Source organism: Saprospiraceae bacterium, from assembly GCA_016709995.1.
GTDB lineage: Bacteria > Bacteroidota > Bacteroidia > Chitinophagales > Saprospiraceae > JADJLQ01.
Window position 1 is genome coordinate 1,086,021 of sequence record JADJLQ010000001.1, and the last position, 14,346, is coordinate 1,100,366.

12 protein-coding genes are annotated in these 14,346 nt (G+C 40.2%); 8 read left to right on the forward strand and 4 right to left on the reverse strand.

Annotated elements, in window-relative coordinates; translation table 11 throughout:
- The first annotated feature begins 118 nt into the window (after window positions 1-118).
- The 3 genes from IPJ09_04580 to IPJ09_04590 all read left to right on the forward strand — a co-directional run bounded on the left by IPJ09_04580 (window position 119) and on the right by IPJ09_04590 (window position 4,181).
- The gene (locus IPJ09_04580; protein ID MBK7370707.1) at window positions 119-634 is read left to right on the forward strand and encodes a sigma-70 family RNA polymerase sigma factor; all 516 of its coding nucleotides are present in this window, start codon (window positions 119-121) and stop codon (window positions 632-634) included.
- Between the two features lie 3 nt (window positions 635-637).
- Entirely contained in the window at window positions 638-1,288 is a 651-nt protein-coding gene (locus tag IPJ09_04585) for a hypothetical protein (protein MBK7370708.1), read from the forward strand.
- Between the two features lie 226 nt (window positions 1,289-1,514).
- Window positions 1,515-4,181, forward strand: coding sequence for a glucosidase (locus IPJ09_04590; GenBank protein MBK7370709.1), 2,667 nt, complete (start codon window positions 1,515-1,517; stop codon window positions 4,179-4,181).
- 10 nt (window positions 4,182-4,191) lie between these two features.
- Here IPJ09_04590 and IPJ09_04595 read toward each other — a convergent pair whose 3' ends face one another.
- Entirely contained in the window at window positions 4,192-5,913 is a 1,722-nt protein-coding gene (locus tag IPJ09_04595; GenBank protein ID MBK7370710.1) for a CocE/NonD family hydrolase, read from the reverse strand.
- Between the two features lie 405 nt (window positions 5,914-6,318).
- Window positions 6,319-6,525, reverse strand: coding sequence for a hypothetical protein (locus IPJ09_04600; GenBank protein ID MBK7370711.1), 207 nt, complete (start codon window positions 6,523-6,525; stop codon window positions 6,319-6,321).
- Window positions 6,526-6,571: 46 nt separating this feature from the next.
- On the opposite strand from IPJ09_04600, the gene mazG reads away from it, so the two are divergent.
- Window positions 6,572-7,378 (forward strand): nucleoside triphosphate pyrophosphohydrolase, encoded by an 807-nt coding sequence (mazG, locus tag IPJ09_04605; GenBank protein MBK7370712.1) that lies wholly within the window; start codon window positions 6,572-6,574, stop codon window positions 7,376-7,378.
- Window positions 7,379-7,439: 61 nt separating this feature from the next.
- On the opposite strand, the gene IPJ09_04610 is transcribed toward mazG, so the two are convergent.
- Together IPJ09_04610 and IPJ09_04615 are read right to left on the reverse strand one after the other, a co-directional pair.
- Entirely contained in the window at window positions 7,440-8,687 is a 1,248-nt protein-coding gene (locus tag IPJ09_04610) for a hypothetical protein (protein ID MBK7370713.1), read from the reverse strand.
- Window positions 8,684-9,835: a hypothetical protein gene (locus IPJ09_04615; protein ID MBK7370714.1), complete on the reverse strand. Its 1,152-nt coding sequence runs from the start codon at window positions 9,833-9,835 to the stop codon at window positions 8,684-8,686. The genes IPJ09_04610 and IPJ09_04615 overlap by 4 nt, the downstream gene beginning before the upstream one ends.
- A 133-nt stretch (window positions 9,836-9,968) precedes the next feature.
- On the opposite strand from IPJ09_04615, the gene glmM reads away from it, so the two are divergent.
- The 4 genes from glmM (at window position 9,969) to IPJ09_04635 (ending at window position 14,346) form a co-directional block, all read left to right on the forward strand.
- The gene (gene glmM, locus IPJ09_04620) at window positions 9,969-11,357 is read left to right on the forward strand and encodes a phosphoglucosamine mutase (GenBank protein MBK7370715.1); all 1,389 of its coding nucleotides are present in this window, start codon (window positions 9,969-9,971) and stop codon (window positions 11,355-11,357) included.
- 22 nt (window positions 11,358-11,379) lie between these two features.
- Complete coding sequence (locus IPJ09_04625) at window positions 11,380-12,516, forward strand: cysteine desulfurase (protein MBK7370716.1); 1,137 nt, start codon at window positions 11,380-11,382, stop codon at window positions 12,514-12,516.
- A 14-nt stretch (window positions 12,517-12,530) separates the two neighbouring features.
- A complete protein-coding gene (gene ribD, locus IPJ09_04630) occupies window positions 12,531-13,553 on the forward strand; it encodes a bifunctional diaminohydroxyphosphoribosylaminopyrimidine deaminase/5-amino-6-(5-phosphoribosylamino)uracil reductase RibD (GenBank protein MBK7370717.1) in 1,023 nt (340 codons plus the stop codon).
- A 175-nt stretch (window positions 13,554-13,728) separates the two neighbouring features.
- Entirely contained in the window at window positions 13,729-14,346 is a 618-nt protein-coding gene (locus tag IPJ09_04635) for a thioredoxin family protein (GenBank protein ID MBK7370718.1), read from the forward strand.

Consider the following 14,346-nt stretch of genomic DNA (forward strand, 5'->3'; position numbering starts at 1 on the left):
GGCTGAGTATACATGTATTACAGTTGAATGCCAATTTCTATAATGAATAAAAATAAATTTATTCAAATATTTGTGATTTTTAGGATCCTGGTTCGAATAATAATGCATAATACACTTGATGGTACATTCAGCAGAAAAATCCGAATTATTTGTTTCAGTTATAGAGGCGCACAAAGGCATCCTTTTTAAAATAACCAATTCTTATTGCAAAAATGCTGAAGACAGAAAGGATCTATTGCAGGAAATAATCATTCAGCTCTGGAAATCATTTGACCGTTACGATAGCCACTTTAAGTTTTCTACCTGGATCTATCGTATTGCTTTAAACGTATCTATAACCTATTTCAGAAAGGCCAATCGCAGAAAACAGGTTTATGGTGCGATAACGGATGACATACTTTGGATGAGTGAAGAAAATACATCTAATACTCTTGAAGCAAAAATCAACTATTTACATCATTCGATCTCAGAGTTAAAACCATTGGATAAAGCACTAATGATACTATATCTTGAAGAAAATAGTTACAAAGACATTGCCCTCATCATGGGTATTTCAGAGACCAACGTAGGTACTAAAATCAATAGAATCAAAGCGGCACTAAAAGAAAAATTCTCCACCATTAAAACTTTATAATAGATGCAAGACACAGACCTAATCCAACTTTGGAAATCCTATGACAAAAAGTTAGAAGAAAACCTGGCCATCAATAGGCAGAATACCTTCGAAATCACCAAATTAAAACTAAAGTCGCACCTCCTGTCTATGAAACCTCTCAAAATGTTTACAATTGTACTGGGTATCTTATGGGTGGTATTTCTAGACAGTTTAATTGTAGTTCTTTTCCATTTTGCAAGTCCATTCTTATTGATTTCAGCAGGCTTGGTTTCTCTGCTCAATAAGCTAGCCATTGGGATTTATATTTATCAGATGGCACTTATCTCCGAGGTAAACATTGACGCTCCGGTCATTTCAACTCAAGACAAGTTGGCCAGATTAAAATCAAGTACTATTTGGATTGCTCGTATACTATTTCTCCAAATTCCATTTTGGACAATTTTTTATTGGAATTCACAAATGTTTGAAAATGGTAATGCTCTACTATGGACACTTCAAATTTTAATAACTATCTCCGGCACTTACCTGGCATTATGGCTTTTTTTCAATATCAAATACGAAAACAAAGATAAAAGCTGGTTCAAACTATTATTTTCCGGTGCCGGTTGGAATCCGGTTGCTGAGTCGATAAAACTTTTAGAAGAGGTGGAAGATTTTAAAGATGAACGATAATTCTATTTGAAGTCTTTGTGCCTAGTTATAAGATTTTTAAGCTCCAATCCCTTTAAAGAACGCATTGTAACTATTTATCAATCAATTGATTACGAACTTTATTATTCCTAAGTGACTTTGGAAACCAATATCTCTGTCCAATTTTGTGATATTTTGCGACCCCCTGAATGTAGGGACCAAGATGTAAGATGTTTATTTTACCGCCATTCAAACCAAACACCAGGGCATGCACCATACTAAAGAACGAAAAAGACTCGCAGAACGAATTGATAATAAAGGTTGGAAAAAATGGGGCCCTTATCTATCTGAAAGACAATGGGGTACAGTAAGAGAAGATTATAGTGCTCATGGAGACGCCTGGAATTACTTTTCCCATGACCTGGCCAGGTCCCGCGCCTATCGCTGGGGCGAAGATGGTATCGGAGGCATCTCGGACAATAAACAATTCGTATGTTTTGCGTGTGCTTTTTGGAACCATGAAGATAAAATCATAAAAGAAAGGTTATTTGGACTGACGAATATCCAGGGCAACCATGGCGAAGATGTAAAAGAGGTCTATTATTACCTTGACAGTACACCCACACATTCTTACATGAAGATGCTGTATAAATACCCGACCAAAGAATTTCCTTACGATGAGTTCATCGAGCATAATGAGACAAGGAATACCACCCATAGTGAATATGAGATGCACCAGACGGAAATGTTTAAAAACAATGAATACTTTGATATTTATATAGAATACGCCAAAGGCGATATTAATGATATATGCATCAAAATCACCGCCACCAACAAAAGTGAAGCCCCTGCCCCACTGGTGTTTTTGCCCACGCTGTGGTTTAGAAACTATTGGTCCTGGGGATATGAAGACCTAAAAGCCAAACCAAATCTCCACGCAGTGACAGACCAAACGATCTCCTTACAACACATGTATTTTGATAGACTACATCTTTATTGTGATGGTGCTGATGAACTGATATTTTGTGAAAACGAAACTAATATCAAAAAGGTATTTAATCAAGATTCGGAAAATGGATATCCTAAAGATGGGATCAACGATTACATCACTTTAAAGGATGATACTTGCATCAATCCCAAAAAATCCGGCACCAAGGCATCAGCAGTTTTTCGCAAAAATCTTCAGCCTCAAGAAACGGTCGTTGTGCGTTTACGATTTACCGACCTGATTTACCTGAACTCGCCATTTAAGGAGTTTGAGGAAATATTTAAATTACGAATAGCTGAAGCTGATGAATTTTATGCTACCATTCAGCGAAAGATCCAATCTCAGGAAGAAAAAAACATCCAAAGGCAGGCCCTTGCCGGCATGATGTGGAACAAGCAGTTTTATTATTTTAATGTGGAGCAATGGTCAGAAGGTGATCCAATCATGCCCCACAACTTTGAATCGCGCCATTGGGTTAGAAACAAAGCCTGGAAACATGCTTATATGGCCAATATCCTTTCGATGCCGGATAAGTGGGAATATCCCTGGTTTGCAGCTTGGGATCTTGCCTTTCACACAGTGACTATTGCTATGGTAGATCCTGATTTCGCCAAAAGGCAACTGGCGGTGGTTCTAAGGGAATATTATATGCACCCCAATGGCCAGATGCCTGCTTATGAATGGAATTTTTCAGATGTAAATCCGCCGGTGCATGCATGGGCAGCATTAAAAGTATATGAGATCGAGAAAGAGCAAAATGGCGGAGTGGGTGATTTGAGATTTCTTGAAAGAATTTTCCACAAACTGCTCCTCAATTTCACCTGGTGGGTCAATCAAAAAGATGAGGATGGAAACAATATTTTTGGTGGTGGCTTTTTAGGTTTGGACAATATCGGCGTGTTCGACCGCAATGATCAAATGCCTGGTATCAAACTGAAACAAGCAGATGCTACCGGTTGGATGGCCATCTATACCCTCAATATGCTTAAAATCGCATGTGAAATTTCCCTTGAGCGCTCTGCCTACCAGGATATGGCTTCTAAGTTTTTTGAACACTTTTTATACATCGCTGCCGCTATCAACAAACCACTGGATGAAAAAGGAATGGGTCTTTGGGATGAGGAGGATCAGTTTTACTATGACAAAATTCACACTCCTGAATCCAATACTGTGTTTCTTAAATTAAGATCCCTGGTGGGCCTGATTCCGTTGTGTGCTGTGGTAGTCATCGACGACCAATTATTGGCCAAACTGCCTGATTTCAAGAGACGACTGGAGTGGATACTAAAAAACCGACCTGACCTGGCCTCTTTGATTTCAAGGTGGCATGAAGAGGGCAAGGGCAATTCGCATTTGTTATCCCTATTACGAGGACACAGGATGCGGATGGTTTTTAGTAGATTGTTTGACCAAAATGAATTTTTGTCTGATTACGGTATTCGCTCTCTTTCAAAGCATTATCTTGACCATCCGTACAATTTCAATCTCCAGGGGCAAAGGCTGACTGTGACTTATACCCCGGGTGAATCCGATCTTACCATGATGGGGGGCAATTCAAACTGGAGAGGACCGATTTGGTTTCCCATAAATTACCTGATCATAGACAGCTTGCATCAATACTCTTATTATTACGGGGATGCCTACGAAGTAGAGTATCCGGCTGGTTCTGGCCACATCGTCACTATCAGAGAGGCTGCTTATAGAATTTCTCAAAAGCTCATAGATATATTTCGTAAAAACGATGATGATGAAAAACCATATAATGCTGAGTCCAGGATCTTTGACAAGCATCCGGATATGAAGGATTATTACCATTTCTATGAGTACTTTCATGGTGATTCTGGTCAAGGGTTAGGGGCCTCACACCAGACAGGCTGGACAGGATTAGTAGCCAACTTAATTGCAGAAACAGCTGAGTATAAAGCGAAGTTTTTAAATGAAGAGTAGTAGCTAACCCCTATTTAACCTCTCCCATCTCAATTTTTGAAGGATGCTTCTTATCACTGTATATCCTGATCTCTGCTTTTTTATAATCACTCGCCTGCGCAGTTGGAATATTTATAAACTGGTGAGGGTTGCGATCAACCAAAGGAAACCAACTACTTTGCACCTGGATCATCACCTTATGACCTTTTTTAAACAAATGGTTGATATCAGGTAGTGTATACTTAATCAACGAAGCTATATTGGGTTTGAAAGGTTCAGGATGAACATAATCATTTCGAAATTTTCCTCGGATGACCTCCGCACGTACCAATAGTTGAGCACCAGCATTTTCACCGGCATCTTTGGGTACCTCATCGATGACTTTCACTACCAAGTCCATATCGGTGCCCGAAGTAGAGACCCATATCTCGGCAGAGACAGGACCTGAGCACAACATATTCCGGTCCAGGGGTTCAGATGTCCAGGACAATACATCAGGCCTGGAGGAGGCAAAACGCTGATCCTCAACCATATAAAGATTATTTCTATGCTCATCCGTCTTGGAGGAGTATGGCACCGGATGAGTTGGGTCGCTGATATACGATTGATACGCTTTGTTTTTCTTACTTTTTACCCCAGATAACGTTCCTTCTTTAGTCAGATAATATGATTTTTGATTCAACTCCATCGGTGGCCAATGATTATAAGACTTCCATAGATTGCTTCCTGTCTCAAATACTTTGGCTTCCGGCATTCCATATCGTCCTTTGTCTTTTAAAAAATGATCAAAAAATGGGGTCTCTATCGAATCTTGAAAATAAATGCTCGTGTTTTGATCAAAACGATATGGTCCCCAATGACTCCATTCTTTACTGGCCCAGGCTCCATGGGTCCACGGGCCAACCACTAAAAAATTGGAATTGCCACTACTCTGGGTTTCTATTGCTTGATAGGTTTTAAGGGTACCAAAACAATCTTCTGCATCAAACCACCCCCCTACCACTAAGGTTGGAATAGTAATATTTTTTAGAAAAGGCCTGATATTCCGGGCTTGCCAATAATCGTCATTGGTGTCATGGGCCAGGTATTCGTCCCAGATATAACTTTTATGGTCAAACAATGATTTAGTCTGGGTATTACTCAAAGGCCCTAATTCCAGAAAAAAGCGGTAAGCATCATCAAAGGTGGTGTCAAATACCGGTTTTGTATAATCCATCACAGGTCCTGAGCGCGGAGCACCAAAATAATTCATAAATGAAAAATTATCCATCAGGAAAAAAGCACCATTGTGATTGACATCGTCACCGATGAATTCGTCTGTGACAGGTGCCTGGGGGCTTACTGCTTTCAAGGCCGGATGAGCTTGAGGCAGTGCTGCCGAGGCATAAAATCCAGGGTAAGAAATGCCTCTCAATCCCACTCTGCCGTTGTGATTCTTAAGCATCTTTAAGAGAAATTCTATCGTGTCATAAGTGTCTGAACTTTCATCTACCATTTGGCCTGAAGTCTTCATCTGAAGGTGCGGAGTGACTTCAAGATGAACGCCCTCACTCATATACCTACCTCTAACATCCTGAAATACAAGAATATATCCAGAATAGAGTAGTTTATGGTTTGACCCTGGAGAAGCTGGATAATTTTGGTTTCCATAAGGTCCGGCAGAGTAAGGAGTGCGCTGCATGAGGATCGGATAAGACTGATTGGTATCCCTGGGTATGTAGATTACAGTATAAAGCATCTTGCCATCGCGCATGGGTATCAGCGTATCAATTTTTTGAAAAGACTCAACTGGAGCAGTAACTGTTTGACCCAGGCTTGCCCAGGAATTAAAAAGTATAATGATGCACCACACCGGTCTATGGAATAATCTCATAAAGGATTTTTTTAAAATAATCAACTTAGACTAAATTTTTAATTGTTAGAAATAAGCTCTGCATCAGCGCTCAATAAATAATTCTAAAAAAAATGCATTCTTTTTTAAGAAATTATAGGAATGTTAAGCTTGTTTTTCGATATTTGGCCTACCAATTTATTTATACCAACCGATAACTAAAAATGCTGATACTCACGATTATATTTGGAGCCTCCTTGCTCTGTTTGTGTCTTTATGGTTTTGCCAAAATGATTGGCCGAAAGATTTGAGACTTTGATTTCGGCCTTAATGGGTAGCCGGCGCAGCACAATCTTCTCCAGGCTTTCTACCACAAACCACACATTCACCAATTTGACTTTTTAGCTGGGAGCTTGCATTGGCACAAGTACCTCTGAATTCTTTTCCAATCATCCAGTAGCGAAGATTGATCAACATAATTGACAAAAAGAAACATCCAAAGATGATAGTCAGTGTGTAAAAAAATTGTGACATGGTATAAGATCTTTAACTTCACACAAAGATAAGTGAATTAAAGAAGATGAATACAGGTACTGATACTAGTGCAGCTTTTATGCGATTGGTCGGGATCATGAACGATCTCAGAGAAAAATGCCCCTGGGATAAAAAACAGACTATCCACACTCTCCGCAACCTCACCATTGAAGAGACCTATGAGTTGGCCGATGCGATCATGGACTCTGATTATGAAGGCATCAAAGAAGAAATCGGTGATGTGATGCTTCACCTGGTGTTTTATGCTCGAATAGCTGCTGAACAAAATGAATTTACGCTGAGCGAGGCTATTCAAGGCGTGTGCGAAAAGCTGATTCACCGTCACCCGCATGTATATGGAGATATCGTAGTGGCAGACGATCAGGAAGTCAAACAAAACTGGGAAAAACTCAAACTGACAGAAACTAAGTCATCAAAAGGATTAGCCGGGCAGCATAAAAAGTCTGTGCTAGGTGGTGTGCCTATTTCCCTACCGGCTATGGTCAAAGCTTACCGAATGCAAGAGAAGACCAAGCAGGTTGGTTTTGAATGGGAACACGCTGATCAGGTCTGGGCCAAAGTAGAAGAAGAGATTGAAGAACTAAAATCTAGCCTCCAAGATCCTGACAATCAAGATCATATAGAAGAAGAATTTGGAGATGTACTATTTGCCCTTATTAATTACGGAAGATTCATAGGTGTGGAAGCCGAGACTGCCCTGGAAAGAGTCAATAAAAAATTTAAATTTCGTTTTGAATATATTGAACAGCAGGCAACCAAGCCTCTTTCAGACATGACTCTGGATGAGATGAATATGCTTTGGAACCAGGCGAAAAAATTAAACTTTGAATAGATTGGTCCTTAACTTTTTTTGACAAGGATTGGCTTTTTTTTTATCCAATACGAGGCAAGGATTATCCAATACTATCAGATTCAAAAAGTTTGGCACGATTGCCCAGTTGAAGCCAACTCCATGAAAAAACAAACAAAGTGATACCCATTTGATTGGAAAGGTTGACTTCATACCACATCATAAGTACTTGAGCTAAAAATAAGTATGCAAATACTCGGTCATCTTTCATTCCAGAATATCTATAAATCCACCAGAGACCAATGCTTAATAAGATCATGCCCAGCCAACCGCTCCCACACCAGTACATCAGCCATTCGTTAGAAGGTTGTAGCCAATTATAAGTCTCCAGGTGAGCTGAGTGAGTCTCGTGCCAATCATCAAACACATCATGTAAATCTCCAAAACCAACCCCCAGAATAGGATGAGTATGGGCGATCTCAGCTCCTGCTTTCCATGACAACACCCTGGCTCCATCTGTCAGTCCATTGATAAAACTTCCTTGTGCATACTGATTAAAATCATACAGCGTATAATGCAACCTGTTTTTAAAAGTTGGTATAAAAATATAGGAAAGGAATAATAGACCCAAGGTCAGCGGAAGGATCATAATTTTATAAAAACTTGAAATTTTGCCTATTCCTTTTTGAAAAAACAAATAAAACAAACCGGCATATAATAAAATCAAGCCGGTCTTTGCTCCCAATACATGAAGAAATAGCATAAACCAAAGCGCAATTGCCCCAAAAACAAACTTGCTATATTTTCTCCAATACGATATTAATACCTGCCAATCATAGAGCATCAGCCCTAGTGTGATAATGATCCAAAGACTAAAATGCAGGTGGTCATCTAAATACATTACTTTGAGCGTCTTTGCTCTGAGATAACTCTCGTTCACGTAGTCAGCACTAAATAGGTAATGCCCGATACTATATACGGTACCTGCCAATACCAAACCAATATTGGTTACACTCAACCAGAAATATTCCCTTTTGTCCAATTTGGGAGCAAGCCAATAGGACCAGGCAAGTGCTGGAAGCATCACTTTATTGAGCACCACCTCCAGCCAGTCATGCATGTTTTCAGACCAGAAAAAAGATAAAAATGGAATAAAAAAAAGCAGTAAAAACCCTACAATCGGTTTTGGAGGAGATGCTATCAGACCTGGATTAAGGACTATCTGCCATACTGCCGAACCAATGATGAACACAGATCCTATACTGATCATCGCTTTCGAACACAAAAGTCCCAACAACAGGACCACATGTCCAAGCATGAAGAAATATTGATGTTTTTTTTCAGCGTTCATGTCACAGGTTCAGTTTGAAAGGAAGGTGACAATAAAATTGGAAGTAAAAGCACAGCCGCACTGATTGTTGATATCAAAGGCACAAAAACTACAAAGTGTAGAATTAAAAAAATCGCTAATGGCAAGGCCGTTTTGTGATGATCATTATACGATTTGTAAATCATCACCAAAGCCACCACCGCTATCATGCCACAACTTACTGCGAAATGCAAAAAACCTTGAGCTGGACTATCTGGCACCTGCAGACCATGGGTATTATATTCATTCCACATGGCATGGATATAATCTCCCAAACCGACGCCGTTAAAAGGATGCATCCACCATTGGTTTATAGAAAAATGGGCATCCTGAAAGTATGCTTCGGCCATCAAAGGCATATTTGATTTGGTATAAAAACTTAATCCGGTCTCATACCACATTAACAAAGTGGAATGTGATGCATCAAACAAAACCCAGGCACTAAAAAAAATTGTTGGTAGAAAAACTCCAAGCTTGACCCAAAGATCATTTGGACCTGCACCCAGCCTTTTTCGGTCAGAGATGATATACCATATGCCGGCAGAAATCAGCAAGCTGAGATAGCCGAGATACATTAGCCCAATCCCTAAAATAAGCATGAGTATGATATGTAACCAGGTTCTTTTATATAAGATCAGCAGGACCAATGCCGACCACCATATCCAGGCATTTTTACTCGCTGTGTAAAAGAGGGTCAGCGGAGAGGTAGAATGCCAAGAGAATAAATGCAGTCCATGATGGGCCCAAAAATGTAAAAGGACAGATGTACTGCACGCTATAGCAAAGCCGATGATTAATTTGGGTTTTTCTTCCTCTCTAATTAGAAATTTAAAAAATAATGGCAAGATCAACAATGGGGTCATATTAGTCCATTGATGCCAGCCGCGCATAAAGTCATGGGTATAAAACAAAGAGAGCAAATATGCGATGGGGATCAGACACCAGGTCAAAACGGCGTCCATCCTGATCGACTGAAGCCATGTGTGATTATACCCATACCAACCGCAGATCACCAGCACCATCAATCCAAGGCTAATAGAGTGAATGGCTATAGAATATGGGGTGAATAGCAAAAACACCCATAAAATAATGCTACTGACCTTCGTCCATATGTCTTGTGGTATATGCAAGACATCAAAGATAATGCACCGATATGCACCACCCTAATGCGTCAAACTTGAATTGACCTGTTTGAGTAAAGCTTGTTATGATTGATTAATGGATAAAGTTCTAATTTTGCAATTACTTTTAAATACAAACGTTTTGACCTTAATCAAATCAATTTCCGGCATCAGGGGTACGCTTGGTGGCAAATCAGGCGAAAATCTAACACCAAATGATATCGTAGCCTTTACAGCGGGGTTTGCCCAAATTATTAAATCGAGATATGCCAGTGCTACTATCATTACAGGCCGCGACGGTCGCAATTCCGGGCTGATGGTGCAATCTTTGGTCAATGCCACACTCATAGCTATGGGTATAAATGTATTGGACGCAGACCTCACTACGACTCCTTCTCTGGCAATGGCGATCATGCACCAAAAAGCTCATGGAGGGGTGATGGTGACTGCCAGTCATAATCCCATGGAATGGAATGCCCTTAAATTTATGAATGGTGAGGGTGAATTCATCGATAATGCTACTGGGCAGGAAGTATTAAGATTAAGTTCAAACCCTATTGAATATGTGGTATCTGACCACATTGGGTCTATAATCCCCCTCAAAGACTCGATAGCAGGACATATCCAAGCTATACTTAAACTTCCATTGGTTGATACCGCGTTGGTAAAATCCAAAAAGTTTGTCATCGTAGTAGATGCCATTAACAGCACCGGGTCCATTGCCGTACCGCCCCTACTCGAAAAACTTGGATGTGAATGTATTCTGATCAATGGAGAGATTAATGGCTCATTTGCTCATAACCCCGAACCCCTGCCCGAACATCTTGCATCCTTGTCCAAAGCTGTCTTAAAACACAAAGCCAACCTGGGCATAGTTGTAGATCCAGATGTCGATAGGCTCGCATTTGTATGTGAGGACGGCGAACCGTTTGGGGAAGAATACACGCTGGTGGCCGTAGCTGATTATATCACCTCAAAACAGAAAGGTAACACCGTATCCAACTTGTCTTCGACCCAGGCTTTAAAGGACATCACCCTCAAACACGGAGGTCAGTATTTTCCATCTGCTGTAGGCGAAGTCAATGTGGTTGAAAAAATGAAACAAGTGGAAGCAGTCATAGGTGGTGAGGGCAATGGAGGCATTATTTATCCTGCACTACATTATGGCAGAGATGCAATGGTAGGCATCGCTTTATTTTTGACCCACCTTGCAGAATATGGAAAAACATGTAGTTTCCTCAGATCGGAGTATCCTAACTACGAAATCTCTAAAAACAAAATTGAATTGACCTATAAAAAGGATATGGACACTATTTTAGCACGATTGAAAGAAAAATATAGCCAGCATCCGGTCAATACGGAGGACGGAGTCCGAATAGATATCGGCCAGGATTGGATTCATCTCAGGCAGTCCAATACTGAACCAATCATTAGAATTTATGCAGAAAGCAATAGCAAAGTAGTAGCTGACAATCTGGCAAAAAAAATAATTAACGATATTCGCCAGATTCAACAAGAACTCAAGGAGTGAATAAAATTTAAATTACTACAGTATGAAAAGAATATACCTGGACAATGCCGCTTCTACCCCAATGACCCCAGAAGTTTTAGATGCTGTGCAAAAAGCGATGTCCGACTTTTATGGAAATCCCTCTTCGATCCATGCTGAAGGCAGGACTGCCAGATCTAAAATAGAAGAATCAAGAAAAAAAATAGCCCGCCACTTTAATGCATCCATTGGGGAGATATTTTTTACCTCAGGTGGAACAGAGTCAAACAATACTGCTCTCAAATGCGCTGTCCGAGATCTGGGTATCACCCGCATCATTACTACCAGTATTGAACACCACGCTATTACTCACAGTGTTTCTGCTTTGCAGAAAAGTGGTGTCCAGGCAATCTACCTTTCGCTCGACGAATTTGGACAAATAGAATTGGCGCAACTGGAGGATTTTTTAAAAAACTCACCCGAAAAAACATTGGTGAGTATCATGCATGCCAATAATGAAATCGGAACCATCAATGACATTGTCCAGATAGCTGATATCGCAGAAAAATATGGTGCTTATATGCATACAGACGCTGTCCAGACTGTGGGCCACCTGCCATTAGATCTACAAAATATTAAAGTACATTTTTTATCAGCAAGTGCTCACAAGTTTCATGGACCTAAAGGTGTAGGTATACTTTATATAAGGCAAGGGGTACACATTAAACCGCTGCTGGATGGAGGAGGACAGGAGAGAAATATGCGCGGGGGCACCGAGGCGATTCATAATATTATAGGCCTTGCTACAGCTCTAGATACAGCGATCCATGAACTAGATAGCCGATCGAGGTACATTCAATCGTTAAAAACTTATTTTAAAAATCAACTAGCCGGCCTGCATCCTGACATAAGGTTTAATGGCCCCCCCGATTTATCGCTTTACACCGTATTAAGTGTATCCTTTCCTGCAGGTCCCAAATCAGAATTATTATTAATGCAACTGGATATGGCAGGGGTCAGTGCTTCCGGGGGCAGCGCCTGTTCATCAGGTGCAGAAGCTGCTTCTCACGTGCTACAGGGCATCAATCATCCTTTGGATAGAAAGACGATTCGATTTTCTTTTTCGCATCTCAATACCTTTGAAGAAATAGACCAGGTACTACAGCTCATTCATTCGTGGTACCCAGTAGAGGCATTATGAATGAAGCCGCTTTTATGAACAGATGCTTTCAACTGGCCAGGTTGGGATTAGGGTTTACCCTTAAAAATCCTTTGGTCGGTGCTATCATCGTACATGGTGATCGAATCATTGGAGAAGGATACCATCGGACTTATGGCCAGGATCATGGGGAAATTCAAGCACTCAAGTCAGTAGATTTTAAGGATCGGGATTTAATCCCTCAAAGCACATTGTATGTCAATCTTGAACCTTGCAGCCATCATGGCAAAACACCACCTTGCGCTGACGAGATCATAAATCAGGGCATTAAAAAGGTGGTCGTCGGATGCCTGGACCCAAACCCAAAAGTCAATGGTGAAGGCATCCGGAGGCTACGTGCACATGGAGTAGAAGTCATCCTGTCTTCTCTCCAATCCGAGGCTATCGATCTCAATAAAGTATTTTTCAAAAACATCAATGAAGGTCGACCATATGTCATCCTTAAATTTGCTAAAAGTATCGATCATTTCATTGGCAATTCTGAAGGTCAGGTGCAGATATCTAATCTTTGGTCCAGATACCTGGTCCATAAGATCCGACATCAGGTAGAAGCTATTTTAATTGGTACCAATACAGCCTTGATAGACAATCCACGATTGACCAATAGGTTGTATTATGGCAAAAGCCCGATTAGAATCGTTCTGGATCAATCTGGCAGAATTCCTGATCATTTTCACGTATTGTCAGATGGTCTTCCAACCTGGTTGATAACTAATAAAACAAACCACTCCTATCCCTCCAATGTGAGGGTGATCCCCTGGATTGACGATATCAGAAAACTACTGACCTGGCTATATATGGAAGGTATCGGTTCCTTATTGGTAGAAGGTGGTGCGCGCACCTTGCAATCATTTATTGATCTCCATACCTGGGATGAGCTGTGGCAAACTACTGGAGTTAAAACCATAGGGTCAGGAACCAAGCCTCCCCACTTCAATGGTATTCTTACTAATCGGTTTTACATCCATGATGACTGCCTGGAGGTTTACAGACCAATTATTGACCTTCCAATCGAATAAAAAAAAGATCCTTATATTCATTTTTTAAATAGAAAATCCTATGAGTACCAGTTAAATATGGGTCATATTTCACATATTCGTTAAAGTTGTTTTAAATATGATTGGAATATACCATTTACGAGGCTCGATTTGTTGATATGGTAGTATTTTTGAATATCGATCTTTTGAATAAAGTATGATAAGAAGAATAAGTCAACCAATTTATCTCTCTTTGCTTGCAGTCTTTACCATGGGAAGTCTTTCCGTGTTTGGTCAAAATCTGTATTCCCCTAAGATCAAATGGCTCAGTTTTGAACAGGCAGAACAATCGGAAAAAACGGAAAAGAGTCCTAAGAAAATCATGGTAGACTTGTATACCGATAATTGTGGATGGTGTAAAAAGATGGATCTCTCGACCTTTCAAAATGAATTTATTTCACACTACCTCAACGAAAATTTTTATCCAATTCGATTTAATGCTCAACATAAAAAAGATGTCGTTTTTAATGATCAGCTTTTTAAGCTGGACAAAAGTGGATATCATGAATTGGCGATAGCTTTAAGTATGGGAGATTTAGGTGTACCCACCCTTGTTTTTCTGGATGAAGCCAACCAAATCATCCAACCCATCTCTGGTTATCAGACAGTGGATGAATTGGAACGCATCATGTTTTATTTTGCCAATGACATGTATAAGACCACTCCCTGGAATGAGTTTGTACAACATTACAAACCCTCTAATACCAAACCAAGGGCGAATATGCCTAATCCTTTTGAAAACAAGGATATTGAGACTGTCAAAAAAAAGAATTGA